Genomic DNA, 25,859 nt, shown 5'->3' with positions numbered 1-25,859 from the left:
TCCCGGGCCAGTTCTCGACAAGTTCGGCAGGCCAATGAGCACCCTCCCTGTCCGGCTCGACCGGGCCGACCCGCGCCCGCTCGGCACCCAGCTCGCCGACCGGGTCCGCCAGCTGGTGCTCGACGGAGGCCTCGCCCCGGGCGACCGGATGCCGGCCTCGCGCCGGCTCGCAGCGGACCTCGGCGTCTCCCGGTCGGTCGTCGAGCAGGCCTTCGACCAGCTGCTCGCCGAGGGCTGGCTCGAGGCCCGCCGCGGTGCCGGCACCTGGGTCGCGGGCGGCCCGGGCGGTCGTGCGGCGGGGCTGGCGCGACCGGCGCGCCGTCGTACCCCTCGGGCGGAGCGGGAGCTGGTGATGATGGACGCCGGCACGCCGTGGGTCGACCCGCGGCACGCCGCGGTGTGGCGGCGGGCGTGGCGCGAGGTGTCGTCGGCGACGCCGCCGCGGGGGTACGACGACCCGCGCGGGCTGCCGGAGCTGCGTGCACTGGTCGCCGAGCGGCTCGGCCGCACCCGCGGCCTGGCTGTCGACGCCGACCAGGTGCGCGTCACCAGCGGCACCGGCGCCGGGCTGCGGCACCTGCTCGCCGTCCTGCCGCGCGAGCCGGTCGCGGTCGAGGACCCCGGCTACCGCGCCGCCGTCGCCACGGTGCGCGAGTCCGGCCGCGAGGTGCGCGACCTGCCCGCGCTCGAGCCGGTCCACGACCTCGCCGGGTGTGCGGCGGCCTACGTCACCCCCGCCCATCAGCACCCGCTTGGCCGGGTCATGCCGGCGGCCGACCGGCTCGTCCTGGTTGCCACGGCCCGACGCGACGGCGCGCTGGTGGTGGAGGACGACTACGACTCCGAGTTCCGCTACGACGTCGCGCCGGTGCCGGCGCTGGCCACCCTCGACCGCGAGCGGGTGGCCTACCTCGGCACCGCGTCGAAGGCGATCTCGCCGTCCTTGCGGCTGGGCTGGAGCGTCGTACCGGACGCGCTGCTCGATGCCTACGACGCGCACCGCTCGCTCACCCACGACGCCCCGGCGTGGCCCGTGCAGCGGGCGATGGTCACCCTGCTGCGCGACGGGTACGTCGACGCGGTGGTCCGCTCCGCCCGCCGGGTCTACGCCGAGCGGGCGCCGCGGGTGGTGGCGGCGCTGGAGCCCTTCGCCGAGCTGGCCGGCCCGGTGGCGGGCATGTACTCGACGTGGTTGCTGCCGCACGCCCGGGCGGTCCGCGCCCGGGCGGCCGCGGAGCGGGCGGGCTTCCGGGTCAACCTCCTGCGCGACTACTGCCGCACGGCGCGGCTCAGCGGGCTGGTCGTCGGCTTCGGCGGGCCGAGCGACGCCGAGCTGGACCAGGCGCTGGCGGTGCTGGTCAGCGCGCTGGACCGGTCCTGACCTGGCTCGCAGCGGGACCGGCCGGTGCGTCGATGGTCACCGGTCGGCCGGCGAGCAACCCGGCACCCACCTGCACGACGCCGAGGCCGACGAGCAGCGCGCACGGCACGGCCCAGCCGTCGGTCGCGTGGTGCAGCACCCCGACGAGGAAGGGGCCGCCGGCCGCGATCAGGTAGCCGACGCTCTGGCCCATCGTCGACAGCGCGGCGGTGTCGGCCGAGGTCGAGGTGCGCAGGGCGAAGCAGAGCAGCACGACCGGGAAGACCGAGCCGCCGGCGCCGAGCAGCGCCGCCCACAGCCACGCGCCCTGCTCCGGCGCGACCCACAGCCCGGTCCAGCCGAGGACGGTGAGCCCGGTGAGGCCGGCGATCAGCGGGCCCTGCTGCCGCATCCGTCCGGCGATGCTGGGGACGACGAAGAAGAACGGGACGCCGATCATGATGCTGACCGCGAGCAGCACGCCGGCGGCCTCCTCGCTGAACCCCGCGTCGACGTACACGCTGGGCAGCCAGCTCATCATCACGTAGGCGTAGAGCGACTGGGTGCCGAACAGGACGGTGACCGCCCACGCCGTCGGGTGGCGCCACATCGGTGCGCCGCGCTGGGTCGAGCGGCGCTCGGCGCCGCCGCGCGCGAAGGGCGCCCACGCCAGCGCGGCCGCGAGCGCGACGACGGCCCACAGGCCCAGCCCGAGGCGCCAGGAGCCGGTGGCGTTGGTGAGGGGCACGGCGAGCGCGGCGCCCGCCGCGGAGCCGATCGAGAGGAACGCGGTGTAGGCGCCGGTCAGTGCGCCGACCCGGCCCGGGAAGTGCTCCTTGACGATCGCAGGGATCAGCACGTTGGCGAGCGCGATGCCGGCGCAGGCGACGAAGGTGCCCGCCAGCAGGGCCGGGGTGCCGTCGAGCACGCGCAGCACGAGCCCGGCGGTGAGCACGAGCAGCGCGATCGCCAGGCCGCGGTCGACGCCGACCCGGCGGGTCACCGCCATCGCCGTGGCGCCGACGATCGCGAAGCACAGCACGGGCAGGGACGTGAGGACGCCCTGCGTGGTGGGGGAGACGCCCATCTCGCCGAGCCGGTCGAGCAGCGCGCCGAGGCTGGTGACGGCGATGCGCAGGTTGACCGAGACGAGCAGGACCGCGACCACCAGGCCGAGCCCGGCGCGGCGTGGCCTGCTGGTCGGGCGGCTCGGGGTCGGGTGGACGACGTCGGGCACGTCCCCTAGCATGACAGACATCGGATGATTGGACGAATGGATGCCCCTCGCGCCCGCCACCCCCACCTCCCTCGTCGACCAGGCGATCGACGGGATGCGTCGCCTGCTGGCGAGCGGTGAGTGGTCCGTCGGCACCCGGATCCCGCCCGAGCCGGCGCTGGCCGCGACCCTCGGGGTCAGCCGCAACACCGTTCGCGAGGCGGTCAAGGCGCTCGCTCACGTCGGGGTGCTCGAGGTGCGCCGCGGCGACGGGACCTACGTCGCCGCGACCACCGAGGTGCAGGCGCTGATGCGCCGCCAGGTCGAGCGGGTCGACGCGCTGCACCTGCTGGAGGTGCGCCAGGCGATCGAGGTGCGCGCCGCTGCGCTGGCCGCCCAGCGTCGTACCGACGACGACCTGGCCGCCCTCGATCGGCTGGCCGCCCGCCGCCTGGCCGCCCTCGACGCCGGTGACGGCCAGGGCTTCGTCGACGCCGACGTCGCCTTCCACGTCGCCGTGGTCACCGCCGCCCACAACCCGCTGCTCAGCGAGCTCTACGGCGGCCTCGTCGAGACCCTGCGCGCCAGCATCGACGACCCGACCCGGGGCTACCCCGCGATGCTCCCCGAGCACGACGCCGTCCTCGAGGCCGTCCGCCGCGGCGACGCCGGGGCCGCCGCCCGCGCCAGCGCCGAGCTGCTCGACCACGTCACCCGCTGACTGCCCGGGACGGCGTGATCGGACGCCCGGTGGTCGAGCCGGGCCCGTGTCCGTGCCCGTGCTCGTTCCCGTGCCCGTGGGCCTACCGTGCGCGTCACCGCCGCTCGCCGGTGGCGAGCTGGCCGCCGAGGATGGCGGCGAGGGCGAGGGCGAAGCCGGCGAGCTGGACGGGGCGGAGGTCCTGGCCCAGCACGAGCCAGCCGAGGGTGGCGGCGATGATCGGGGAGAGCAGGCCGAGCAGGGCGGTGGAGGCGACGGGCAGGCGGCCGACGCCGCGGAACCACAGCAGGTACGCCGCCAGGCCGCCGACGCCGCCGAGCCACAGGTAGCCGGCGGCCGCGCCACCGTCGACCGCGGGCGGCGCGCCCTCGACGAGGACGGTGGCGGGCAGCAGGACCAAGCCGCCGGCGGTGAGCAGCCAGCTGACCAGGACGGGGGAGGAGGTGCCCTCGGGGCGGCCCCAGCGGCGGGTCAGCACGAGGCCCGCAGCCATCGAGAGCGCGGCACCGGCGCCGGCGAGCAGGCCGAGGGCGTCGAGGTCGGCGGCCGGGTTCAGCACCACCAGCGCGACGCCGACGGCGCCGGCGACGGCCCACCCCACCCGCGGCGTGGTGGGCCGCTCGCCGAGCACGGGCAGCGCCAGGGCGACCACCAGGAGGGGCTGGATCGCGCCGACGGTGGCGGCGACGCCGCCCGGCAGCCGTTCGGCGGCGACGAAGAGCAGCGGGAAGAAAATGCCGATGTTGAGGGAGCCGAGCACGAGCGTCCGCCACCACCACACCCCCTGCGGCAGCCGCCGCAGCACGACGAGCAGCAGGAGGCCGGCGGGCAGGGCGCGCAGCAGGCCGGCGAAGAGCGGGTGGCCGGCCGGGAGGAGCTCGGTGGTGACGAGGTACGTCGTGCCCCACACCACCGGTGCGAGCGCGGTCAGCGCGGTGAGGCCGGCGCGACCCGGGTCGACGGCGGGGGAGGTGGTGGCGGGTGCCGGCGAGCCGGGGGCGGCGAGGGTGGAGGAGGTCATGCCTCCACGGTGCTCGCCTCCGAGCCATGAGTCCAACGCATGCTTTTCATGAGATCAATCGTGCTGCACGATTGATCTCGTGGAGCTCCAGCAGATGCGGTGCGTCGTGGCGGTGGCCGAGCTCGGCAGCTTCACCCGCGCTGCGGAGCGGTGCTTCGTCGTGCAGTCGGCGCTGAGCCACCAGGTCGCCCGGCTCGAGCAGGAGCTGGGCGCGCGCCTCTTCCACCGGACCAGCAGGCAGGTCCGCCTCACGCCCGCCGGTGAGGCCTTCCTCCCCGTCGCCCGGCAGTGCCTCGACGCCGCCGAGCGCGCCGCCGCCGAGGTCGCCGCGGCGGTCGGCGAGATCCGTGGACCGCTGTCCATCGGGGTGATCCCGACGGTCGCAGCGGTCGACGTGCCTGCAGCGTTGCGGGAGTTCCGCTCCCGCCACCCCGGTGTCCGGGTCCGGTTCGAGAGCGCGAGCAGCGACACCCTCGTGCGCCGGGTGGCGGAGGGCTCGCTCGACCTCGCGTTCCTCGGGCTGCCCGAGGGGCGAGTCCCCTCCGGCGTCGCCGGGCACGTCTTCCCGCGCGACCAGCACCGCGCCGTCGTCGCGCCCCGCCATCCGCTGGCCTCCCGGCGCCGGGTCCGGCTGGAGCGGCTCGCGGAGGAGACCTTCGTCGACTTCCCGGCGACCAGCCCGGGCCGCCAGCAGAGCGACCTCGCGTTCGAGCGGGCGGGGCTGACCCGCGAGGTCGCCTTCGAGGTCGCGGACATGCTGCTGATGGCGCGGATCCTGCGCGAGGGTCTCGCGGTCGCGCTGCTCGCCTCCGCCTTCGTCGACCAGTTCCCGGACCTGGTCGCGATCCCGGTGACCGGGGCGCCGGTGCGCACCGAGCACCTGGTGTGGAGCAGCTTCGGGCCGGCACCGGCCGCGGCGGCGCTGCTCGACCAGCTCGGCATCGCCCACTGACGCCGCGGACCTGCCGGACCTGCCGGGACCACCGTCCCGGACGCCCCGGGAGGTGTGCGCGGAATCACGCCGCGCGGCCGGGAACAGCTGCTGGTTGGTGATAGTTTGCCAAGGTTGCGCGCGAGCAGGGGACGCGCCGCCGGTCGGCCGCCCCGCAGGCCGCGGTCGTCGGACCGCCGCCGCGGCGAGCGCACACCGAACGAGACTCCCCGTCGGGTGCACCCGCTCCCGACGGACCGCGACCGCAAGGAGCCCGCCCGATGACTGACGCTGCGGCGCCATCACGCCCCGCCGAGCCCGAGTACCCCGACCACATCGACGCCGCGGTCCTCAAGGTCGCGCTCGTCGTGGTGCTCGGGGCGATCATGTCCATCCTCGACATCACCGTCGTGTCGGTCGCGCTGCCGACCTTCCGCGAGGAGTTCGACGCCTCGCTGGCCACCGTGGCGTGGACGATGACGGCGTACACGCTGGCCCTGGCCACGGTCATCCCGATGACCGGCTGGGCCGCGGACCGGTTCGGCACCAAGCGCCTCTACCTGGTGGCGCTGCTGCTCTTCACCGCCGGCTCGGCGCTGTGCGCGCTCGCCGACTCGGTCGGCATGCTCATCCTGTTCCGGGTCCTGCAGGGCCTCGGCGGCGGCATGCTGATGCCGCTGGGCATGGCGATGATGACCCGGGCCGCCGGCCCGAAGCGGATGGGTCGCCTGATGGCGATCCTCGGCGTCCCGATGCTGCTCGGCCCGATCAGCGGCCCGATCCTCGGCGGCTGGCTGATCGACATCGCGTCGTGGCACTGGATCTTCCTCATCAACCTGCCGCTGGGCGCGATCGCGATCGCCGCTGCCGCCGCGATCCTGCCGAAGGACGAGCCGCACCCCTCCGAGCGCTTCGACCTGTTCGGGATGCTGCTGCTCTCGCCCGGCCTGGCGCTGCTGCTCTTCGGCGTCTCCTCGATCGCCGAGTCCGGCGAGGGGGCGTCCTTCGGCCCGCGGGTGTGGGTCTCGGCCACCGCCGGCATCGTGCTGATCGTCGCCTTCGTGCTCTACAGCTTCAAGCCCGCCCACCCGCTGGTCGACCTGCGCCTGTTCCGCAACAAGCGCCTCACGGTCGCCACCATCACCATGTTCATCTTCATGGTCGCGTTCATGGGTGCCGGCCTGCTCTTCCCGAGCTACTACCTGCAGGTGCGTGGCGAGTCCACGCTCCACGCCGGCCTGCTCGTCGCCCCGCAGGGCCTGGGCGCGATGCTGATGATGCCGCTGGCCGGCGTGCTCGCCGACCGGGTCCCGATCGGTCGTACGGCGCCCTTCGGCCTGGTCGCGATGGCCGTCGGCCTGCTCGGCTTCACCCAGCTCGAGGCGGACACGTCGTACTGGCTGCTCAGCGGCGCGCTGTTCGTGATGGGGCTGGGCCAGGGCATGACGATGATGCCGATCATGACCTCGGCGCTGAAGACGCTCAGCCACGCCGACGCCGCCCGCGGGTCCACCCTGCTCAACATCATCCAGCAGGTCGGCGGCTCGGTCGGCACGGCCGTGCTCTCGGTCGTGCTGACCACGCAGCTCGGCAAGGGCGACAGCGTCCCGCTGGCTGGCGGCGAGTCGCTCTCCGAGGCCGAGCTCGCCATCGCCGCGACCATGGACCCGGGCCTGGCCACGGCGCTGGAGCTGCCGCGCGAGCTCGTCGCCAGCGGCCTCGACGCTGCGGCCGGTGCCTTCGGCAGCACCTTCGGGGTCGCGCTCGCCCTGGTGCTGGTCACCCTCGTCCCGGTCGCGTTCCTGCCGCGCCGCCGCGAGGAGGACGAGGCCGCCGACGCCGACGGCGACGTCGCCCCGGTGCTCATGCACTGACCCACGGCACTGACCCACGGCACTGACCCACGGCACTGAAGGACGGCGCCGACCGACGCCGTACGACACGACAGCGCCCCACCGGCCGAGCCGGTGGGGCGCTGTCGTCGTCAGGGGGAGCGGGTCATCCCGCCCAGTCGGCGTTCCAGCCGTCGATCTCGCTGGCGGGCCGCGACGAGGGACCGGTGTAGACCGCCGACGGGCGGATCAGGCGACCGGTCTTCTTCTGCTCGAGGATGTGTGCCGACCAGCCGCCGGTGCGGGCACAGGTGAACATCGAGGTGAACATGTGCGCCGGGATGTCGGCGAAGTCGAGGACGATGGCCGCCCAGAACTCGACGTTGGTCTCCAGCACGCGGTCCGGGCGGCGCTCGCGGAGCTCGGCCAGGGCGGCCTGCTCGAGGGCCTCGGCGACCTCGTAGCGGGCGGCGCCCAGCTCGCGGGCGGTGCGGCGGAGCACGCGGGCGCGCGGGTCCTCGGCGCGGTAGACGCGGTGGCCGAAGCCCATCAGCCGCTCGCCGGAGTCGAGCAGGTTCTTGACGTACTTGCGGGCGTCGCCCGACTTCTCGACGTCCTCGATCATGCCGAGCACGCGCGAGGGGGCGCCGCCGTGCAGCGGGCCGCTCATCGCGCCGATGGCGCCGGAGAGGGCGGCTGCCACGTCGGCCCCGGTCGAGGTGATGACGCGGGCGGTGAACGTGGAGGCGTTCATGCCGTGCTCGGCCGCCGACGACCAGTAGGCGTCGATCGCCTTCGCGTGCTTCGGGTCGGCCTCGCCGCGCCAGCGCAGCAGGAACCGCTCGGCGAGGGTCTTGCCCTCGTCGACGACCTTCTGGGGCACGACCGGCAGGCCCAGGCCGCGGGCGGACTGCCCGGCCCAGGCGAGCACCATGACGGCCGCCCGGCCGAGGTCCTCGCGGACCTTCTCGGGGGTCGAGTCGTAGGTGTAGGTGATGCCGAAGGCCGGCGCCAGCTGCGCGATCGCCGACTGCAGGTCGACGCGCACGTCACCGGTGTGGACGGGCAGCGAGTACGCCTCGGCCGGCTGCAGGCCGGGGGTGAAGGAGCCGTCGATCAACAGCCCCCACACGTTCTCGAAGGGGACGCGGCCGGCGAGGTCCTCGATGTCGACGCCGCGGTAGCGCAGCGCCGAGCCCTCCTTGTCCGGCTCCGCGATCTGGGTCTCGAAGGCGACGACGCCTTCCAGTCCGTGATGTACCTCGACCATCGGCGACTCCTTCGTTGCTTCGGGCGGCGCGCGCGAGGGCGCAGCGGGCCGCGGGCCACCCGCATTCTGCCCCACCCCCGTAACGGCCCCTACGGGCGTCCCCGCCAACGCGATCCGGCCCACGTCTAGGTTGGGTCCATGGCAGAGCACGAGCACCCGTCCGACCTCGCCGCGCTGCGTGCCGAGTACGGCGACGCCGGGCTCGACGAGGTCGGCGCCGGCCCCGACCCGTGGGCCCTGTGGCAGCGCTGGTTCGACGACGCCGCGACCGCCGGGCTGCACGAGCCGAACGCGATGGTGGTCGCCACCGTCGACCCCGACGGGACGCCGTCGGCGCGCACCGTGCTGCTCAAGGGCGTCGGCCCGGACGGCTTCCGCTTCTTCACCAACACCGCGTCACGCAAGGGCTCCGCGCTCGCGCACTCCGCGGCCTGTGCGCTGCTCTTCCCGTGGCACCCGCTCGAGCGACAGGTGCGGGTCGAGGGCACGGCAACCCGCCTGCCGGTCGGCGACGTGCAGGCCTACTGGGCGACCCGACCGCGCGGCTCGCAGCTGGGCGCCTGGGCGTCACCGCAGTCGGAGGTCGTGCTCGGGCGTGACGAGCTGGAGCTGCGCTACCGCGAGGCCGAGGAACGCTTCGCCGGCCAGGACGTCCCGGTGCCGCCGGAGTGGGGCGGCTACCGCGTCGCGCCGCAGCGCTTCGAGTTCTGGCAGGGCCGGCGCGGCCGCCTCCACGACCGGCTGCGCTACACCGCCGACGGCACGAGCTGGACGCTGGAGCGGCTGGCACCCTGAGGCGTCCCCGCCTCCTCGGGCTCGCCGGAGTCCCGCGAGGCCCAGACCACGCCGAGCACGATCAGGACCGCGATCACCGCCACCAGCACGAGCGTGTGCTGGCGGTCGTCGTCGGAGGAGGCGTGGGCGACCGCCGGGCGGCGCTGACGAGACGCACGCGCGGTGCTCGCCTGAACCTCCGGCTGCTCCGGCCCGGCCCCGTCGGCCCCGTCGACCTGGTCCGGCTGGTCGTCAGGCTGGTCGACCGGCTGGTCGACCGGCTGGTCGACCGGCTGGTCGACCGGCTCCGGCTCGGGCGCGGCCTCGGCGGCCGGTGCCTGCGGCGCGACCTCGGTGGCCGGCTCGGTGGCCGGTTCGGTGGCCGGCTCGGTGGCCGGCTCGGTGGCCGGTTCGGTGGCCGGTTCGGTGGCCGGTTCGGTGGCCGGTTCGGTGGCTGCGGGGTCGCTGCCGCTCGTGCTCGGGACCGGGCTGGTGAACGCGGCGATCCGCTGCTCGACAGCCTCGTCGAGGCTCGGCTCCGCGGCCGGCTGCGGCTCGGGGGACGGTGTCCGCCTCGCGCGGTCGCGGCGCCGTCCGAGTCCCCGGGCGCTGCGGCTGCTGCGGCTGCGGCGCCGACGGACCAGGTCGCTGCCCGCCGGCAGCTCACCCTCGAGCGGCTCGAACCGCGGCACCTCGAAGCCGGGCGAGACGAAGTTGCGGAACTCCTCGTGCATCCCCCGCTGGTCGGCCGGTGCCTCCGGCCGGGACGGGGCCGGCGGCGCAGCCCTGACCGGCTCCGGGGCGGGGACCGGCTCCGGTTCGGGGGCGGGCTGCGCGTCGACCGGCTCGGGCTCCGCGTCGACCGCAGGCTGCTCGGTCTCGGCCTCGACCTCGACCTCGGCGTCGGCGTCGCCCTCGAAGGCGGCGTCGGCATCGACCTGCGCGGTCTGGTCGCTCGTGCCACCGGCGACCCGGGAGAGGTCGATCGGTGCCGGCTCGTCGTCGGGCCGCCAGGGGCCGGTGAGCGGGTCGTCCAGCAGCTCGGGCAACGGGTCGGTCAGCGGGTCGAAGCGGGGCACCGACCGCGACGGGGTGAGCAGGCTGCGGAACTCGTCGTGCGCGATCGGCTCGACCGCGGCCGGAGGTTCGGCGTCGGCGACCGGTTCGGCCTCGACGACCGGCTCGGCCTCGACGACCGGCTCGGGGGCCGGGGCGGCTGCTTCGACCGGCGCAGGCCCGGCATCGCCAGCGAGTCGTTCCGGCGCGGCCGGCTCCGGTGCGGCGCCACCCTCGGCTGCGGGCTCCGGCTCGGTCACCGTCGCGGCGGCCTCCTCGTGCAGCGTGACGAACGGCCGCCCCGCACTCGGCCAGCTGCCCTTCGGCACGGTGTCGAGCACGATGAGCAGGGCCTGCGGGGTGGGGCGACGCTCGTCGGGGCCGGCGATGGCACGCACCAGCACCTCGGAGGCGAAGGGCGGGAAGCCGTCGACGACCTCCCGCGGCGCCCGCGGCTCGCCGTCGCCCGGCTCGGTGCCGGTGAGGGCGTGGTAGGCGATGCGACCCAGGGCCTCGGTGTCGGTCTCGCCGAGCTGCGCGAGCAGGGGGAGCGCCTGCTCGGCGGGCAGCGGGTCCGGGGCGGCCGCGGCGATCAGCGCCTGCAGGTGGGCGCGCGCAGGCGACGTGGTCCCCATGTCCATGGGCGCATGATGCCCCGGCTGGGCCGATCGCGGGGGCGAATCCACGAAGCGGGCGGCGCCGTCGTCGCTCACCCGGCCTCCCCGCCCAGCAGGCGCGCGCGGACCTCTGCTGCCACCTGCTCGACGGCCGGCGCCGCCGCGACCTCCGCCGCCACCCGCTGCGCGGCCGCCCGGTAGCGGGGGTCCTCGAGCACCTGGCGGACACGGTTGCCCAGGCCTGCCGGCCGGAGGAGGCGTACGGCGACGCCGGCGTCGACGAGCCGGACGGCGTGGTCGAACTGGTCGTAGTCCACCGGCCACACGACGGCCGGCAGTCCGGCCGCCAGCGTGTGCCCCAGGACCCCGGCGCCGCCGTGGTGCACCACGGCGTCGAAGCGCGGCAGGTCGCGCTCGTAGTCGACGAACTCGTGCACGACCACCCCCGCCGGCAACGCCGTCCGGGCGACGCCGCCGGTGCCACCCAGGCTCAGGTGCAGCACCACGTCGTCCGGGAGGCTGGCGGAGGCACCGACGGCCGCGTCCAGCAGCGCCTGCTTGTGCCACGGCAGGTGGGTGCCGGCGGTGACCAGGACGTGCCGGTGCCCCGGCTCGAGCTCGACCGGGGGCCGGCCAGTCGGCGGGGTGTGCAGCACCGGACCGACGTAGCGCACGGAGGCCGGCAGGGCGCGGTCGTACTCGATGGCGGCAGGGGTGAGGGCGAAGACGCGGTCGGCGGAGTAGATCCGCTCCGACCCGTCGGGGCGGTAGATCGCGTCGATGCCCACGTCGGCCAGCCGGACCCGGGCGATCCGGGGCGTCACCCGCTTGAACCCGTGCACCCAGCGTCGCCCCACGGCGTCGCGGGCCCGGCCCAGCGGCGTGACCCCCGGCCGCCAGCCGCCGAGGTACGCCGGCGGGCCGCTGCGTCCCTCGATCGCGCACGGCGACGGGTGCAGGGTCCACCACGGCAGCCCGGCCGCGTCGGCCGCCGGCCCCACCGCGGCCATGGTGAAGTCCGCGACCACCAGGTCCGGGGCGTCGCCCGCCCACAGGTCGAGCAGGTCGGCCTGGAAGTCGCGCTGCAGGGCGGCGGCCGCGCGGAACTGGCGCAACAGCCTCCGCGGGCTGCTGCCGATCCGGTACGGCGGGTTGACCACCGTCTCGAGCAGCTCGTCGGCGCCCTCGAGCAGCGCCAGGCCGGGGACCCCGGTCGCCGCGACGGCCGGCAGGGCGGCCGGGGTGCTGATCACCCGCACCGACAGGCCGGGCTCGTCCGCCAGACGGCGGGCCACGCCGAGGGCAGGGTGCAGGTGACCGGCCATCGGCGGCGTGATGACGTCGATGCGCTTCACGCGGCCTCCCCCGCGAGCTCGGTGGCCAGGCGTCCGCACAGCTCGGCGAGCTCGGGGGTGGCCAGGTAATCGAGGTGCCCGGCGTCGACGGTGACGTCGTGCGGCCACCAGCGGGCGAGGTGGTCGCGACGGCTCGCGACCCGGATCGTGCGGCAGGCCGGTGGGCGGGTCGCCACCGCGCCGTAGGCGACGACGGTGAGCCGGTCGAGCAGCTCCCGCGGAAGGTCGAGGCGGCCGAGCAGGTCGAGCCCGATCGACCCGGCCAGCACCAGGCTGCGCTCGGCGCGGCGCAGCTGCGCCTCCACCAGGGGCCGGTGCCGGGCCACCCACGCGCCTCGCCGCAGCCGGACCCGCCAGAACAGCACGACGTGGCGCAGGCTCCCGAGCCACAGCGGCACGGCGCGGTACGGCGCCAGCGCGTCGTCGTACGGGAAGTTGAGCCGGACCTTCGCCTCCTCCGGCAGGGGCAGGTCGTCGAGGAAGGCGTGCTGGACCGGCGACAGCGCGCAGCTGCGCGGGTCGCTCTGCCCGGTCAGGTGGAGCACCTGGAGCCTCATCCGTCCACCGGGGCGAAGTCGTCGTCGCTGCGCACGCGGTAGGTCCGGGTGCGCCAGCGGATCGTGCGCTGCACCGCCCCGTGCCCGAGGTGCAGCGGCTGCACGAGCTCCGAGGCCAGCGAGACCCCGGGCCGGTGCAGCGGGCGACCGTAGATCCGTCGCTGCAGCACGCGCAGCAGCGCCGCCCGGCCGCCGAGGACGGTGACGAGCGGCAGCAGGCGGCGCTGGCGCACCGACCCGAGCAGCACGGTCCACAGCAGCGTCGGGTGCACGCCGTGCAACGCGCTGATCGCCGCGACGGTGCGCGCCGGCTGGCGGCGCAGCAGGAGGTTCGCGAACAGCATCCACCGGTGCATCAGCCGCACGTAGGCGCCCGGGCCGGCGACGGTGGTGGTGATCCACTGCGGTGAGGCGGTCTGGCAGATCGTGCCGCCGCCGGCGAGCACCGCCCGCGCCACGGCGAGGTCGTCGGTGAGGTTGCGCAGCAGGGGCGTGAACCCGCCCAGCGCGCGCAGGTCGCGCACCCGCATCGCCCACGTCATCCCGTTGATCGTGACCGGGTCGAGGGTCAGGTAGGTCATCGCCGCGTTGTTGTCGACGAACTGCTCGACCAGCTGCGCCCACACCGTGCTGCCCGGGAGGTACGCCGGCAGGCCGGTCGCGAGCGTCGCCCGCTCCAGCCCGGCGAGCAGTGCGCCCAGGCTCTCCCGCGGCAACCGGGTGTCGTCGTCGAGGACCAGGAAGACCTCGTCGTCGGCCGCGGCGTCGAGGGCCGGCTGGAGCTTCGCCAGCTTGGGGTTCACCCCGTCGGGTGCGGCCGGGCAGGTGACGGCCTCGACCCGGCCGGCCTCGCCGGATCGCGCCAGCTGGGCGGTGATCGCGCCGACGACCCGCTGCGCCTCCGCGTCGTCCTCGTCGACGAGCCAGCAGAACCGGGCGCCCGCGAGCGCGAGGAGGTTGTCGCGCAGCGCGTCCTCCAGCCCCGGGTCGCCGGACAGGATCGGCTGCACGACGACGACCTGCGCGACGGCCTCCTCGTCCGGCGCCACGGCGGACGGTGCCCGCGACGCGGAACGCAGCGTGGTGGCGGCCTTGCCGGCGTGCAGCGCCAGGTAGCCCGCCGCGGCCGCGGTGACCACGCCGCGGCCGCTCACAACCGCTCCCTCTGCCACGCGACGAACCGGTCCACGCCGTCGGCGACGGAGACCCGGGGCTTGCCGAGGTCGCCCAGCATCTTGTCCGGCACGAAGGTCTTCGACCAGCTCAGGACGCCCACGCCGTAGGGGGTGATCGGCGGTTCGCCGGGCAGGTGCAGCAGCCGCCAGGCGCGCTCCAGCACGGTGGCCGCGCGCATCGCGGTGGTCAGGCTGACCTCCCGGGTGGGCGGTCGCAGCCCGAGCCGGTCGATCACCTCGAGCAGCATCGCCTGGATCTCGACGGGCTCGGCGTTGGTGAGGTTGTAGACCCCGCCGAGCTCCGGGCGCGCCGCGAGCTGCAGCAGGTAGTCGGCGAGGTTGTCGACGTAGATCAGGTCGCCGACCGCCGGCTCCGTCCGCCCGGTCAGCCGCGGCACCCGACCCGCCTTCGCAGCGGCGATGATCCGCGGGAAGAGCACCGTGTCGCCCGGGCCGAAGACGGCCCGGGGACGGGCGAGGACCCAGCTGCCGTCGTACTCCCGGACGACCTGCTCGCTCGCGGCCTTGGTGCGGGCGTAGTCGTTGGCGAACGGCGGTCCGACGGGGGAGTCCTCGGTGAGGTCGAGCTGGTCGCCGTCGCGGTAGAGCACCGAGCTCGACGACACGTGCACCAGGCGCGGTCGGCCGAGCCGGCGGCACCACTCGACGACGGTGCGGGTCGCGTCGACGTTGTCGCGGTCGTAGGCCCGGCGCGGGGCGTAGGGCGTCGCGCGGGCCGCGCAGTGCACCACCGCGTCCGGCTGCCAGGGCAGGTCCGGGAGGCCGGAGGCGGCCACCCGGCCGAGGTCGACGCTGGCGTAGTCGTCGGCCGCGAAGGGCGTGCGGTCGACCAGCCGGCGACCGACGCCGAACACCTCGTGCCCGGCCTCCCGCGCGACCTCGACGAGCCGTCCGCCGACGAACCCGGACGCCCCGGTCACCAGCAGCTTCATCACGCGATCCTCCTGATCCTGCGGCGCTTCTGGTCGGGCGCCTCGTCCGGCCACGCCATGGGTACGACGGCCGGCGGTCGCGCACGCAGCCGCTCCGCGAGCCGGGTGACCTCGGCGGCGACCCGCGGGACCGCGGCCGGGTCACCGGTCACCGCGACCCGCCACTCGGGACCGTGCTGCTCGATGCGGTAGTCGCCGAGGTCGCCGGCCAGCGCCACGGTGTGGCGCAGCACGTCGGGCCAGACCGGGACCGTCGTGCGCTCGCCACTGCTGCCGGGAGCGACCCCGGACGGGTCGAGGTGCAGCACGTCGTCGGCGCGGCCCAGCACGGCCGCGATGCTGCGTCCCGGGCCTCCGCAGGGGCACGGGCCGGGGGCCGCCAGCAGCACGTCGTCGAGGCGGTGCCGCACCACCAGCTGCGTGGTCCGGGTGAAGTCGGTGACCACCGGGTGGAAGCGGCGGTGGTCGAGCCACTCCGGCTCGACGTGCACGTGGGCCTCGTTGAGGTGCAGGCGTCCGGCCGGGCAGCTGACGGCCAGCAGGCCCTCGGTGGCCTGGTAGATCTGCTCGACCGGCCGGCCGAACGCCTCCCGGATGACCGCCTCGTCCTCCGGGTCGAGGGTCTCGGCGACGGAGACCACCTGCAGCGGACGCAGCCCGGCCGGGCGGGCCTCGGCGACCCGGCGCAGCACGCTCGCCGGCGCGACGAGCACGTCGGTGCCCGGCAGGTCCGGGAGGTGGTCCTCGACCGGGACGGTCAGGTCGTGCCACGTGAAGCGCACCCGCCTGCTGTCGAGGGTCTCGTAGAGGTTGCTGTTGGCGCGCAGGAAGAGGGCGACCCGCAGCGGCCGGCGGGCGAGCGTGCGCAGCGACGCGGGCGCCATCACCTGCCCCAGCAGGATCCCGGCCCACAGGCGGCTCTCCTGCTCGGAGACGAGGAAGACCCCGCGGGTGCCGGTGGTGCCCGACGACAGCCCGACCGTCACCCCGCCCGGCAGGGTGGTGGTGAAGTCGCGCGAGCGCTCGGCCGCCTCGGCGACCTCGAGCGCCTGCTCCAGCGTGATCCCGAACCGGTTGAACGCCGCGAAGTCCGCCAGCACGGTGCGCTTGTCGACCACCGGGAGCTCGGCGAGCGGACGTCCGGCGTGCGGCGCGTAGAAGGACGCGCGGGGGAGGTCCTCGCGCAGGAACCGCTCCAGCGCCCGAGCCCGCGCGGCGTCGTACCTCCGCGGGAGGAGCCAGCGCTCGCGCGCGAACGCCGCGGCCACTGCCGCGTGGCTGCCGGCCATCTCCTCAGGCCCTGCCCGTCCCGGCCGCCCAGGCGGCGGCGCCCTCGGGGCAGTGCGCGGGCAGGACGAGCAGGTCGTCGTGCGCGGCGTCGAGGTCGTGCAGCGCCCCGAGGGTGCGGACGGTGCTCGACCAGTCGTGCATGATCCCCTTCGCCAGCCGCGAGGGCGGGCGCACCTCGCGGAAGGACCGGGTCGTCCAGGCTGCGTCGCCGACGAGCATCACCTGCCGCCCGCCGGAGGTGAACAGCAGGCCGAGGTGGCCGGGCATGTGCCCGGGCAGGTCGACCGCGAGCAGGCTGCGGTCGCCGAGCAGGTCCCACGTGCGCAGCCCGCCGACGGCCAGCTCCGGGAACTCCTCGACCGGGTCGAGCCGGTCGCGCAGGTCGTCGGGCAGCAACGCCGGCACGATCGCGTGCCGCACGGCGTTGACCCCGCGCAGCGACAGCGCCTGCTCGGCACCCGCGGCACCGGCGATGAACCGCGCGTGGGGGTAGTCGAGCAGGCCGCCGACGTGGTCGCCGTGGAAGTGGGAGACCACGACCCGTCGTACGTCGCCGGGCTCGACGTCGAGCGCTGCCAGCTGGTGCGGCAGGTGCTCCGCCTCGGGCAGCGTCACCGGCAGCAGGTTGCGGTAGACGAGCTCGGGGAAGCGGCGGGTGGTGTCGAAGAAGTGCTGCGAGTAGCCGGTGTCGAAGAGCGTCCAGCCGTGATCCGGGTGGTGCAGGGCGCCGACGTACGACGGGAACTCGATCAGCCGCAACCGCCCGCCCTGGCGGGCCATCGCCTCGGGACCCTTGCAGTGGCCGACGCGCAGCCAGTGGAAGGTGACCTCGGGCTGCTGGGGGAGCGGGGTCAGTAGCACAGCACCATCCCGCCCAGGCTGATCCCGGCGCCGGTGCCCAGCAGCAGCGCGTGGTCGCCGCGCCGCAGCCGCCCGGTCTCGATCGCCGCGTGCAGCGCCGACGGCAGCGAGGCGCCGACCTGGTTGCCGTGCTCGGCGTAGATGTCGACGACCCGGTCGCCGGCGCCGAGCTGCTGGCGCACCCAGCTGATGCCGTGGTGGCTCGCCTGGTGCGGCACGACGACGGACAGGTCGTCCATCGTCACGCCGGCCGCGGCGAGGAGCCGGTCGACGAACGGCGGCAGGTGGCGGAACGCGAGGCGGAACACCGCACCGCCGTCCATCCGGAAGCGGCCCCAGTCGGCGTAGTCGCCCTCCACGCGGTCGGGGGCGTAGCGGGAGCCGCCACCGCGGATCTCGCAGCTGTGCGCGCCCTCGCTGTGCGTCTCGAAGCCCGACGACAGCACGGCCGACCCGGAGCCGTCGGCCGGCCCCACCACCGCCGCCGCGGCGCCGTCGCCGAAGATGCCGGACGCGCCGAGGTCGGACCAGTCGAGGCCGACCGAGGCGAGGTCGCTGGACACGATGAGGATGCGCTCGTGGCGGCCCGCGTCGACCAGCGTGGCCGCGAGGTCGAGCGCGACGAGGAAGCTCATGCAGCTGGCGTTGACGTCCCACGCCGGGATCGGTCGCCCCGGGGCCAGCTCCTCGTGCAGCAGCGCCGCGTTGCACGGCAGCGGCTGGTCCGGGGTCGCGCTGGCGCCGATGACCACGTCGACGTCGTCGAGGTCGACACCCGCTGCCGCCAGTGCCTTCCGTGCCGCCCGCGCCCCGAGCTCCGCGGCAGAACCGCGCTCGACGTACCTCACCCGGACGCCGGTCTTGTCCTCGACGGTGCCCGGCGGCAGCCCCAGCCGCTCGTCCAGCTCGGCGCTGGTCAGGGCCACGTCCGGCACCGCCGCACCGGTCCCGAGGATGCGGAGGGCGCGCGGCCCCCGAGACGACGCTGTCGGCACCAGGTCCTCCTTGGTCATGGTGACTCGGAGGATACGGCGTGCGGGGTGAGGCGGTGGGAGGTTCCCGCGCCGGCCGTGGTGCACCGGGCTGTGCTGGGCACCGTCCGCCTTAGGGGCCCGGTGGTTTCGAGGCTCCTCGCTGGCGCTCGTCGCACCTCAACCACCGGGGGCTACAGGGCGCCTTCTGCCGGTGGTTGAGGTGCGAGGCGCCCCGGCGCGGTGCCGGTCTGCCGGTGGTTGAGGTGCGAGGCGCCCCGGCGCGGTGCCGGTCTGCCGGTGGTTGAGGTGCGAGGCGCCCCGGCGCCGAGCCTCGAAACCTCCGGCCGTGGTGCACCGGGCTGCGCTGGGCACGGTCCGCCTCGTGGGCCAGGCGAGCACGACAGGCGACGCGCTCGAGCAGGTGGCTAGCGTTCCGCGTCGTCGAGGGCCTGCCGGGTCAGCTGGCGGCCGAGCTCGATGAGCTCCTCGGCGCGGTGGAAGTCGAGGGTGCGGGCGGCACCGAGGGGGACGGTGACCAGCACGTCGGGCGGGAGGGCGGCGAGCCGGTAGCGCGTGATCAGGCTCTGCATCGCGTCGAAGGACAGCGACACCACCTCCGACGTACGGACGTCGGGGCGGACGTCCACCTCCGAGGCCGACTCGGCGGGCGCCTCCACGGCGCCGAGAGGCACGTCCTCGACGAGGTCGTCGACGGACGCGGCCTCGGAGCGGCGGAAGCGGCGGCGCAGGTCGGCGGCCCACTCGGCGCGACGCACGGAGAAGCCGCGGGCGGGGGAGGAGGGCTCGTGCGGCGCGCGCGGGCCCTGGAGCGACACGGCGACGGTGAAGTCGGCGGCCGCGGCGGCGGTCGGGTCGAGCGGGAGCGGGTTGAGCAGGCCGCCGTCGACGAGGATCCGGCCGTCGACGACGGCGGGCGTGAACAGGCCGGGGATCGCGATGGAGGCGCGGATCGCGGGCAGCAGCGGCCCGCGCTGGAACCACACCTCGCGGCGGGCAGCGAGGTCCGTGGCGACGGCGGTGTAGGGGACCGGCAGGTCCTCGATCAGCGTGTCGCCGAGCATCTCCTCGAGGTGCGCCATCAGCCGCTCGGCCGTCGCCGCGCCGCCGCCGGCCCACGTGGGGTCGGCGAGCCGCAGCACGCGGCGGCCGGTCAGCGTGGTCGCCCAGTCCGCGAACTCCCGGTCCTTGCCGGTCGCGACGAGGCCGCCCACAAGCGCCCCCATCGACGTACCGGACACCGCGACGACCTGGTGGCCGCGGGAGCGGAGCTCGTCGACCGCGCCCAGGTGCGCGTAGCCCCGGGCACCGCCGGAGCCGAGGACGAGTGCGACGCGGGCCATGGCCCCATTGTCCGCATAGCCCGACCCGCAGGACGTCGTTGGGCCACCATGGGGAAGCGCACCGGGGCCGCTCTGCTCGCCGCCGTCGTCACCGCCTCCGGGCTCGCCCTCGCTCCAGCACCGGTGCGGGCCGACGAGCCGCAGGACGTCGTCGTCCAGGAGCGGTTCACCACCTCCGACGGGGTGGAGCTGCAGACCACGCTGACCAGCACCGGGCCGGTGACCCCGAAGCCGACGGTGGTCGAGTTCTCGCCGTACGGGCGCGGCAGCGAGTCGCTCGACGTCAGCGCGGACTACAACTTCCTGCTCGTCCAGATCCGCGGCACGGGCGACAGCGACGGGTCCTTCGACGCGCTCGGCCCGCGCACCCAGGCCGACGTCGTCGAGGTGCTGGAGTGGGCGTGCCAGCAGCCGTTCAGCGACGGCCGCCTCGCGCTCAACGGGTTCTCCGCCAGCGCGATCACGCTCTACAACTCCTGGCACCTCGAGCTGCCCTGCGTGGAGGCGGCGATCCTCAAGTCCGGGACGCACGAGCTCTACCGCGACCTGCTCGTGCCGGGCGGGGTGCTCAACCTGCTCCCGGGTGCCGGGGTGCTCGCGCTGATCGGCGCACCGGCGCTGCTGCAGGGCCTCGACCGGCTGCAGCGCGACCCCGGCTCCGCGCTCGACGTCGTCGGCGGGCTCTTCGCCACCGGGCTGAACGTGCTCGCCCACCCCACCCTCGACGAGTGGTGGCAGCAGCGCGGCTGGCGCGGGGACGCCAACGACATCCCCGTGCTGATGGTCAACGGCTTCTACGACGTCGAGTCGCGTGGCGCGTTCGAGGCCTTCCGCGCGCTGCGCGCCGACGGGGCGCACCTGGTGATGGAGGGCGGCCACGACGGCCTCCCGGCCGGCACCGACGGCGGCGCCGCCGAGGCAGCGGCGTGGCTGGACCACCACGTGCGGGGGATCGACAACGGCATCGAGGATGCGCCGCGGGTCAGCCTCACCCTCGCGCAGGGCTCGCGCGCGTCGTACCTCGCCGGGGAGCACGTGACCGTCACCGCGGACGACTGGCCGGTGCCCGGCACCACGTGGACCGAGCTCGCGCTGGCGTCGGGCAAGGGGCTGTCGCCGAGCGTCCCCGCGCGGCGCACGACGGCGTCGTACCTCACCGTGCCGTCCCTGCCGACGATGACCGACGTCCCGAACACCTCGCTGCTCGAGGCCAGCGGGCTCAGCGCGCTGACGGGCGCGCTGCCGCTGCTGGCGCAGTCCAACCTCGCGAGCATCGACGGCCTCACCGGCCAGTCCTTCACCACCGCGCCACTGGGTAGCGACGTCGACCTCGCCGGCCCGGTCACCCTCGACCTCGAGCTCGCGACGACCACCCCGGGGTCGGGCATCTGGGCGGTGCTGTCCGACGTCGCGCCGGACGGCCGGGCGCACCCGCTCACCGTCGGCCGGCTCTCCACGAGCTTCCCCGGCGTGGTCGAGGAGAGGTCGCTGACCGACGACCAGGGTCGCGTCGTGCAGCCGTACGGCGACTACACGAACCCCTCGCCCGCCCGGCTCGGCCAGTTCCGCCGGTACCAGGTCGAGCTGTGGCCGGTCGGCAACCGGTTCCGCGCCGGCCACCGGATCCGCGTCCAGCTCGTCGGCACGTCGCTGGCCTCCCCGCTCGCGCTCCCCGGCCTGCACACCCTCCGCCTCGGCGGCCCCGACGGCGCCCGCCTGCGCCTCCCCGTCCTGCCCGGCAGCACCCTCGACCTCCCCTGACCGTCGAGACGTCACTTGTGGCCCGTCGAGACGTCACGTGTGGCCTGTCGACTGGTCACTTCCGGCCCGTCGAGACGTCACTTCGCGCACGTCGAGTGGTCACCGTCGTACGACGGTGGGCCGGTCGCCAGAGATGACGTCTCAACGCGCCGGAAGTGACGCTTCGACGGGCCACAAGTGACCACTCGACGTGCCACGACTGACCACTCGACCTGCCACAAGTGCCGTCTCGACGAGTCGTGGGAGCTAGGAAAAGGGTTTGGTGAGTGAGTGCTCACTCACTTAGGCTGGCGGGCGTGGCCCGTCGTGCAGCACCGATGTCGCCGGAGGAGCGCCGCGAGGCGCTGATCCGCGCGACCCGCCCCCTGCTCTACGAGCACGGCCTCCGGGTCACCACCCGGCTGATCGCCGAGGCGGCGGGCGTGGCGGAGGGGACCATCTTCCGGGTCTTCGCCTCCAAGGACGAGCTGGTCGACGCCACCGTCGCGCGGGCGTTCGAGGTCGGCGACGTGCTGACCCGGCTCGAGGAGATCGACATCGACCTGCCGCTGCGCGAGCGGATGGTGGCGATGACCACGATCCTGCAGCAGCGCTTCCTCGCGATCTTCCGGCTGATGAGCGCCATCGGTGCCGTCGGCCCGCCGGCGCACGTGATGGAGCACCCGGACGTCGCAGCCGGGATGGAGGCGGCGCGCAAGCGGCAGCTCGCGCTCCTCGAGCCCGACCGCGACCGCCTCACCATGCCGCCCGAGCGGGTCCTGCACGCCTGGCGCGTGCTCACCTTCGCCGGCTCCCACGCGGAGATCGCCGAGGGCGACCTGCTGACCCCAACCGAGATCGTCGACATCGTGCTCAACGGTGTCGTGGACACCACCGAAAGCAGCCGAGACTGATGCTCCTCCGACTCCTGCGGACCCACCTCGCGCCGTACCGCCGCTGGCTGGTGGCCATCGTGCTCCTGCAGCTCACGGCGACGGTCGCGATGCTCTACCTGCCGCACCTCAACGCCGACATCATCGACAACGGGATCGCCAAGGGCGACACCGCGTACGTCGTGCGGATCGGTGCCGTGATGCTCGGCATCGCGCTCGTGCAGGCCGTCTGCTCGATGTCGTCCGCGTGGTTCGCCGGGCGCACGGCGATGGCCTTCGGCCGCGACGTGCGCCAGCGGCTCTTCCACCGCATCGGCAGCTTCTCCGCGCGCGAGGTCTCCACCTTCGGTGCGCCCTCGCTCATCACCCGCGCGACCAACGACGTCCAGCAGGTCCAGATGCTCGCGGTGATGACCTGCATGATGGCGGTGACCATCCCGATCATGATGTTCGGCGGCGTGATCATGGCGGTCCGCGAGGACGCCGGCCTGTCCTGGCTGGTCGTCGCCGTCGTGCCCGTCCTCTTCGTCTGCATCGGCATCGTCGTGTCCCGGATGGTGCCGGCGTTCCGCTCCGTCCAGGAGCGGCTCGACGACGTCAACCGGGTGCTGCGCGAGCAGATCACCGGTATCCGCGTGGTCCGCGCGTTCGTCCGCGAGCCGCACGAGACGAAGCGGTTCGAGGACGCCAACGAGGAGCTCACCGAGGTGTCGCTGCGCGCCGGCCGGTGGATGGCGGCGCTCTTCCCGCTGGTGATGGGGGTGTCCAACGTCGCCAGCGTCGGGGTGATCTGGTTCGGCGGCCACCGCGTCGACAGCGGGCAGATGGAGGTCGGTGCGCTCACCGCGTTCCTGGCCTACCTGATGCAGATCCTGATGTCGGTGATGATGGGGACGTTCATGCTGATGATGGTGCCGCGCGCGGCGGTCAGCGCCGACCGGATCAGCGAGGTCCTGGCGACCAGCACGAGCGTCGTACCTCCCGCGGAGCCGGTGACCGAGGTCGACGTCGCCGGCCACCTCGACCTCGAGGACGTCGGGCTGACCTACCCCGGCGCCGAGGCGCCGGTGCTGTCCGGCGTCAGCCTCGCCGCCCGCCCCGGCCAGACGGTGGCGATCATCGGCTCGACCGGCGCCGGCAAGACCACCCTGGTCAACCTGGTGCCGCGGCTGCTCGACGCCACCGAGGGCACGGTGCGGGTCGACGGTGTCGACGTTCGCGAGCTCGACCCCGAGCTGCTCTGGTCGCGCATCGGCCTGGTGCCGCAGCGCGCTTTCCTCTTCTCCGGCACCATCGCCTCGAACCTGCGCTACGGGCGGCCCGAGGCCACCGACGAGGAGCTGTGGGAGGCGCTGGAGATCGCGCAGGCCGCGGACTTCGTGCGCGAGATGCCCGACGGGCTCGACACCGCGGTCGCCCAGGGCGGCACCACCGTCTCCGGCGGCCAGCGGCAGCGGCTCGCCATCGCCCGCGCGCTCGTACGACGACCGGAGATCTACCTCTTCGACGACGCGTTCTCGGCGCTCGACGTCGCCACCGACGCCCGCCTGCGCGCCGCGCTCGCGCCGGTGACCCGCGAGGCCACCGTGCTCATCGTCGGCCAGCGGATCGCGACGATCCGCGACGCCGACCAGATCCTCGTGCTCGAGGACGGCCGGGTGGTCGGCCAGGGCACGCACGACGAGCTGATGGCCGACAACGAGACCTACCGGGAGATCGCCGCCTCGCAAGGCGTGAGCGGTGAGGAGGTGGCGGCATGAGCGACCAGAAGCCCTCCGGCACCATGAGGACCACCGAGCGGATCGTCCAGCAGGGCGGCCCGGGGCGTGGCCCGATGGGCGGCATGGTCGGCCAGAAGGCCGACGACTTCGGCGGCTCCGCCCGCCGCCTGCTCCAGCTGCTCCGACCCGCCCGCGGCCGGGCAGTGGCCGTGCTGCTGCTCGCCGCCGGCTCGGTCGCCTCCGTCGCGGTCGGCCCGTGGCTGCTCGGCCGCGCCACCGACGCCGTGTTCAACGGCTTCATCGGTGGCCGGATCGACCCGGGCACGACCAAGGCCGACGTCGTCGCCGACGCCGAGGCCCGCGGTGACAGTGGCCTCGCCGGGTTCCTCGACGGCCTCGACTTCGTGCCGGGCCGCGGCGTCGACTTCGGCGCGGTCGGTGACATCCTGCTGATGGCGCTGGCGATCTACGTCGGCGGCCAGGTCCTCGGCTGGCTGCAGGGCTACCTCGTCAACGACATCGTGCAGGGCACCGTGCGCCGGATGCGCAGTGACGTGGAGGAGAAGATCCACCGCCTGCCGCTGGCCTATTTCGACCGCCAGCCGCGCGGCGAGCTGCTCAGCCGGGTCACCAACGACATCGACAACGTCGCGCAGAACCTCCAGCAGACGATGAGCCAGCTGCTCACCTCGCTGATGATGGTGGTCGGCGTGCTCGGGATGATGTTCTGGGTCTCGCCGCTGCTGGCACTGATCGCGCTGGTCTCCGTGCCGATCGCGATGTTCACCACCAGCCGGGTGATGAGGCACTCCCAGGGCCAGTTCATCGGCCAGTGGCGCCAGACCGGGCGGCTCAACGCCCAGGTCGAGGAGGCGATCTCCGGGCACGCGCTGGTCACCGTGTTCGGCCGCCGTGCAGCGGTCGAGGCCGAGTTCGACGACGCCAACGAGCAGCTCTACGAGTCGTCGTACCGCGCGCAGTTCATCAGTGGCCTGGTGATGCCGCTGATGATGCTGATCGGCAACCTCAACTACGTCGTGATCGCCGTCGTGGGTGGCCTGCGCGTCGCGTCCGGCTCGCTGTCGCTGGGCGAGGTGCAGGCGTTCATCCAGTACACCCGGATGTTCACCCAGCCGATCACCCAGATCGCGTCGATGGCGAACCTGCTGCAGTCCGGTGTCGCCTCCGCCGAGCGGGTCTTCGAGCTGCTCGACGCCGAGGAGGAGGCGGACCCGTCCTCGCTCGCAGCGCTGCCGGCGCGGATCGAGACCCGCGGCGAGGTGGTCTTCGACCACGTGTCCTTCTCGTACGGCGAGGAGCCGCTCATCGAGGACCTCTCGCTCGTCGCGCACCCCGGCCAGATGGTCGCCATCGTCGGACCGACCGGCGCCGGCAAGACCACGCTGGTCAACCTGGTCATGCGCTTCTACGAGCTCAGGGGCGGCCGGATCACCCTCGACGGCACCGACGTCAGCGCGATGTCGCGCGCCGAGCTGCGCAGCCGGGTCGGGATGGTGCTGCAGGACACCTGGCTGTTCGAGGGCACGATCCGCGACAACATCGCCTACGGCCGGCCCGACGCGACGGAGGAGGAGATCCGCGAGGCCGCGCGGGCGACGTACGTCGACCGGTTCGTCCACTCGCTGCCCGACGGCTACGACACGCGCGTCGACGACGAGGGCTCGAACCTGTCGGCGGGGGAGCGGCAGCTGATCACCATCGCCCGGGCGTTCCTGGCCCAGCCGGCGCTGCTCATCCTCGACGAGGCGACGTCGTCGGTCGACACCCGCACCGAGCTGCTGCTGCAGAAGGCGATGGCCGCGCTGCGCACCGACCGGACCTCGTTCGTCATCGCGCACCGCCTCTCGACCATCCGCGACGCCGACCTGATCCTGGTCATGGAGGACGGGCGGATCGTCGAGCAGGGCTCGCACGCCGAGCTGCTCGAGCGCGACGGCGCCTTCGCCCGCCTGCACGCGGCCCAGTTCGCGGCGGCCGCGGTCTGAGTGGGCTGAGTGGGCTGAGTGGGCTGAGTGGGCTGAGTGGGCTGAGTGGGCTGGGGGCCTGCCGGCGTTAATCCATTGTGTGGCGCCCGGACGCGACCTACGGTGGTCGCACACGGGAAAGGAGGTGGTCCGAAGAATGAATTCTCATCGGATGCGTGAGGTGGCTGCCCGCTAG

General features: G+C 74.5%; 21 protein-coding genes. 9 read left to right on the top strand and 12 right to left on the bottom strand.

The features are described 5' to 3' along the window. Window positions 1-34 precede the first annotated feature (34 nt). Entirely contained in the window at window positions 35-1,381 is a 1,347-nt protein-coding gene (locus tag NOCJ54_RS0106070; protein WP_028654787.1) for an aminotransferase-like domain-containing protein, read from the top strand. On the opposite strand, the gene NOCJ54_RS24130 is transcribed toward NOCJ54_RS0106070, so the two are convergent. Beyond that, window positions 1,359-2,618 carry a CynX/NimT family MFS transporter gene (locus NOCJ54_RS24130; RefSeq protein ID WP_084254958.1) on the bottom strand — a complete coding sequence of 420 codons (1,260 nt, stop codon included), beginning with the start codon at window positions 2,616-2,618 and terminating at the stop codon, window positions 1,359-1,361. The genes NOCJ54_RS0106070 and NOCJ54_RS24130 overlap by 23 nt on opposite strands. Window positions 2,619-2,637: 19 nt before the next feature. On the opposite strand from NOCJ54_RS24130, the gene NOCJ54_RS0106060 reads away from it, so the two are divergent. Further along, on the top strand, window positions 2,638-3,297 hold the full coding sequence (locus NOCJ54_RS0106060) for a FadR/GntR family transcriptional regulator (RefSeq protein ID WP_028654786.1): 660 nt from the start codon (window positions 2,638-2,640) through the stop codon (window positions 3,295-3,297). A gap of 94 nt (window positions 3,298-3,391) precedes the next feature. Here NOCJ54_RS0106060 and NOCJ54_RS0106055 read toward each other — a convergent pair whose 3' ends face one another. Then, window positions 3,392-4,318: an EamA family transporter gene (locus tag NOCJ54_RS0106055; RefSeq protein ID WP_028654785.1), complete on the bottom strand. Its 927-nt coding sequence runs from the start codon at window positions 4,316-4,318 to the stop codon at window positions 3,392-3,394. A gap of 79 nt (window positions 4,319-4,397) precedes the next feature. Between NOCJ54_RS0106055 and NOCJ54_RS0106050 the strand changes: the two genes are divergently transcribed. Next, window positions 4,398-5,270 (top strand): LysR family transcriptional regulator, encoded by an 873-nt coding sequence (locus NOCJ54_RS0106050; RefSeq protein ID WP_028654784.1) that lies wholly within the window; start codon window positions 4,398-4,400, stop codon window positions 5,268-5,270. 260 nt (window positions 5,271-5,530) lie between these two features. Continuing rightward, window positions 5,531-7,123 carry a DHA2 family efflux MFS transporter permease subunit gene (locus NOCJ54_RS0106045; protein ID WP_028654783.1) on the top strand — a complete coding sequence of 531 codons (1,593 nt, stop codon included), beginning with the start codon at window positions 5,531-5,533 and terminating at the stop codon, window positions 7,121-7,123. Between the two features lie 124 nt (window positions 7,124-7,247). On the opposite strand, the gene NOCJ54_RS0106040 is transcribed toward NOCJ54_RS0106045, so the two are convergent. After that, window positions 7,248-8,351 (bottom strand): citrate synthase 2, encoded by a 1,104-nt coding sequence (locus NOCJ54_RS0106040; RefSeq protein WP_028654782.1) that lies wholly within the window; start codon window positions 8,349-8,351, stop codon window positions 7,248-7,250. Between the two features lie 138 nt (window positions 8,352-8,489). Between NOCJ54_RS0106040 and pdxH the strand changes: the two genes are divergently transcribed. Beyond that, window positions 8,490-9,146 (top strand): pyridoxamine 5'-phosphate oxidase, encoded by a 657-nt coding sequence (gene pdxH / locus NOCJ54_RS0106035; protein WP_028654781.1) that lies wholly within the window; start codon window positions 8,490-8,492, stop codon window positions 9,144-9,146. Here pdxH and NOCJ54_RS0106030 read toward each other — a convergent pair. The 9 genes from NOCJ54_RS0106030 to NOCJ54_RS0105990 form a co-directional block, all read right to left on the bottom strand. After that, a complete protein-coding gene (locus tag NOCJ54_RS0106030) occupies window positions 9,098-10,822 on the bottom strand; it encodes a hypothetical protein (protein ID WP_157514802.1) in 1,725 nt (574 codons plus the stop codon). The genes pdxH and NOCJ54_RS0106030 overlap by 49 nt on opposite strands. A gap of 68 nt (window positions 10,823-10,890) precedes the next feature. Then, window positions 10,891-12,153, bottom strand: coding sequence for a glycosyltransferase (locus NOCJ54_RS30485; RefSeq protein WP_028654779.1), 1,263 nt, complete (start codon window positions 12,151-12,153; stop codon window positions 10,891-10,893). After that, window positions 12,150-12,710: a hypothetical protein gene (locus NOCJ54_RS24125; RefSeq protein WP_051485523.1), complete on the bottom strand. Its 561-nt coding sequence runs from the start codon at window positions 12,708-12,710 to the stop codon at window positions 12,150-12,152. Before NOCJ54_RS24125 ends, NOCJ54_RS30485 begins: the two co-directional genes overlap by 4 nt. Next, entirely contained in the window at window positions 12,707-13,864 is a 1,158-nt protein-coding gene (locus NOCJ54_RS29795) for a glycosyltransferase (RefSeq protein ID WP_036517056.1), read from the bottom strand. Before NOCJ54_RS29795 ends, NOCJ54_RS24125 begins: the two co-directional genes overlap by 4 nt. Beyond that, window positions 13,861-14,838, bottom strand: a complete 978-nt coding sequence (locus NOCJ54_RS0106010; protein ID WP_036517054.1) for an NAD-dependent epimerase/dehydratase family protein — start codon at window positions 14,836-14,838, stop codon at window positions 13,861-13,863. The genes NOCJ54_RS29795 and NOCJ54_RS0106010 overlap by 4 nt, the downstream gene beginning before the upstream one ends. After that, window positions 14,838-16,127 carry a F390 synthetase-related protein gene (locus NOCJ54_RS24120; protein ID WP_051485522.1) on the bottom strand — a complete coding sequence of 430 codons (1,290 nt, stop codon included), beginning with the start codon at window positions 16,125-16,127 and terminating at the stop codon, window positions 14,838-14,840. The genes NOCJ54_RS0106010 and NOCJ54_RS24120 overlap by 1 nt, the downstream gene beginning before the upstream one ends. Before the next feature lie 4 nt (window positions 16,128-16,131). After that, entirely contained in the window at window positions 16,132-16,989 is an 858-nt protein-coding gene (locus NOCJ54_RS24115) for an MBL fold metallo-hydrolase (protein WP_051485521.1), read from the bottom strand. Further along, on the bottom strand, window positions 16,980-18,002 hold the full coding sequence (locus NOCJ54_RS0105995; RefSeq protein WP_051485520.1) for a 3-oxoacyl-ACP synthase: 1,023 nt from the start codon (window positions 18,000-18,002) through the stop codon (window positions 16,980-16,982). The genes NOCJ54_RS24115 and NOCJ54_RS0105995 overlap by 10 nt, the downstream gene beginning before the upstream one ends. Before the next feature lie 386 nt (window positions 18,003-18,388). Further along, window positions 18,389-19,324 (bottom strand): patatin-like phospholipase family protein, encoded by a 936-nt coding sequence (locus tag NOCJ54_RS0105990; protein WP_028654775.1) that lies wholly within the window; start codon window positions 19,322-19,324, stop codon window positions 18,389-18,391. A gap of 48 nt (window positions 19,325-19,372) precedes the next feature. Between NOCJ54_RS0105990 and NOCJ54_RS0105985 the strand changes: the two genes are divergently transcribed. From NOCJ54_RS0105985 to NOCJ54_RS0105970, 4 genes are all read left to right on the top strand, one after another. After that, on the top strand, window positions 19,373-21,085 hold the full coding sequence (locus NOCJ54_RS0105985; RefSeq protein WP_028654774.1) for a CocE/NonD family hydrolase: 1,713 nt from the start codon (window positions 19,373-19,375) through the stop codon (window positions 21,083-21,085). Window positions 21,086-21,381: 296 nt separating this feature from the next. Next, a complete protein-coding gene (locus NOCJ54_RS0105980) occupies window positions 21,382-21,978 on the top strand; it encodes a TetR/AcrR family transcriptional regulator (protein WP_198020129.1) in 597 nt (198 codons plus the stop codon). Continuing rightward, the gene (locus NOCJ54_RS0105975) at window positions 21,978-23,717 is read left to right on the top strand and encodes an ABC transporter ATP-binding protein (RefSeq protein ID WP_028654772.1); all 1,740 of its coding nucleotides are present in this window, start codon (window positions 21,978-21,980) and stop codon (window positions 23,715-23,717) included. The genes NOCJ54_RS0105980 and NOCJ54_RS0105975 overlap by 1 nt, the downstream gene beginning before the upstream one ends. Further along, window positions 23,714-25,684 carry an ABC transporter ATP-binding protein gene (locus tag NOCJ54_RS0105970; protein WP_028654771.1) on the top strand — a complete coding sequence of 657 codons (1,971 nt, stop codon included), beginning with the start codon at window positions 23,714-23,716 and terminating at the stop codon, window positions 25,682-25,684. The genes NOCJ54_RS0105975 and NOCJ54_RS0105970 overlap by 4 nt, the downstream gene beginning before the upstream one ends. Window positions 25,685-25,859 lie beyond the last annotated feature (175 nt).

This window comes from Nocardioides sp. J54 (assembly GCF_000519005.1).
Classification (GTDB): domain Bacteria; phylum Actinomycetota; class Actinomycetes; order Propionibacteriales; family Nocardioidaceae; genus Nocardioides.
The sequence above is the reverse complement of the archived record's forward strand: the minus strand, read 5'-3'. Positions and strand labels throughout refer to the sequence as shown.

Excerpts from the sequence above, each read along its gene's own strand:
- NOCJ54_RS0105990 (WP_028654775.1), bottom strand. The coding sequence starts at position 19,324 with ATGGCCCGCGTCGCACTCGTCCTCGGCTCCGGCGGTGCCCGGGGCTAC.
- NOCJ54_RS0106040 (WP_028654782.1), bottom strand. The coding sequence starts at position 8,351 with ATGGTCGAGGTACATCACGGACTGGAAGGCGTCGTCGCCTTCGAGACC.
- pdxH (WP_028654781.1), top strand. The coding sequence starts at position 8,490 with ATGGCAGAGCACGAGCACCCGTCCGACCTCGCCGCGCTGCGTGCCGAG.
- NOCJ54_RS24125 (WP_051485523.1), bottom strand. The coding sequence starts at position 12,710 with ATGAGGCTCCAGGTGCTCCACCTGACCGGGCAGAGCGACCCGCGCAGC.
- NOCJ54_RS0106030 (WP_157514802.1), bottom strand. The coding sequence starts at position 10,822 with ATGGACATGGGGACCACGTCGCCTGCGCGCGCCCACCTGCAGGCGCTG.
- NOCJ54_RS0105975 (WP_028654772.1), top strand. The coding sequence starts at position 21,978 with ATGCTCCTCCGACTCCTGCGGACCCACCTCGCGCCGTACCGCCGCTGG.
- NOCJ54_RS0105985 (WP_028654774.1), top strand. The coding sequence starts at position 19,373 with ATGGGGAAGCGCACCGGGGCCGCTCTGCTCGCCGCCGTCGTCACCGCC.
- NOCJ54_RS0106045 (WP_028654783.1), top strand. The coding sequence starts at position 5,531 with ATGACTGACGCTGCGGCGCCATCACGCCCCGCCGAGCCCGAGTACCCC.
- NOCJ54_RS0106055 (WP_028654785.1), bottom strand. The coding sequence starts at position 4,318 with ATGACCTCCTCCACCCTCGCCGCCCCCGGCTCGCCGGCACCCGCCACC.
- NOCJ54_RS24120 (WP_051485522.1), bottom strand. The coding sequence starts at position 16,127 with ATGGCCGGCAGCCACGCGGCAGTGGCCGCGGCGTTCGCGCGCGAGCGC.
- NOCJ54_RS24130 (WP_084254958.1), bottom strand. The coding sequence starts at position 2,618 with ATGTCTGTCATGCTAGGGGACGTGCCCGACGTCGTCCACCCGACCCCG.
- NOCJ54_RS0106010 (WP_036517054.1), bottom strand. The coding sequence starts at position 14,838 with ATGAAGCTGCTGGTGACCGGGGCGTCCGGGTTCGTCGGCGGACGGCTC.
- NOCJ54_RS0105995 (WP_051485520.1), bottom strand. The coding sequence starts at position 18,002 with ATGACCAAGGAGGACCTGGTGCCGACAGCGTCGTCTCGGGGGCCGCGC.
- NOCJ54_RS0106070 (WP_028654787.1), top strand. The coding sequence starts at position 35 with ATGAGCACCCTCCCTGTCCGGCTCGACCGGGCCGACCCGCGCCCGCTC.
- NOCJ54_RS0106060 (WP_028654786.1), top strand. The coding sequence starts at position 2,638 with ATGCCCCTCGCGCCCGCCACCCCCACCTCCCTCGTCGACCAGGCGATC.
- NOCJ54_RS0105970 (WP_028654771.1), top strand. The coding sequence starts at position 23,714 with ATGAGCGACCAGAAGCCCTCCGGCACCATGAGGACCACCGAGCGGATC.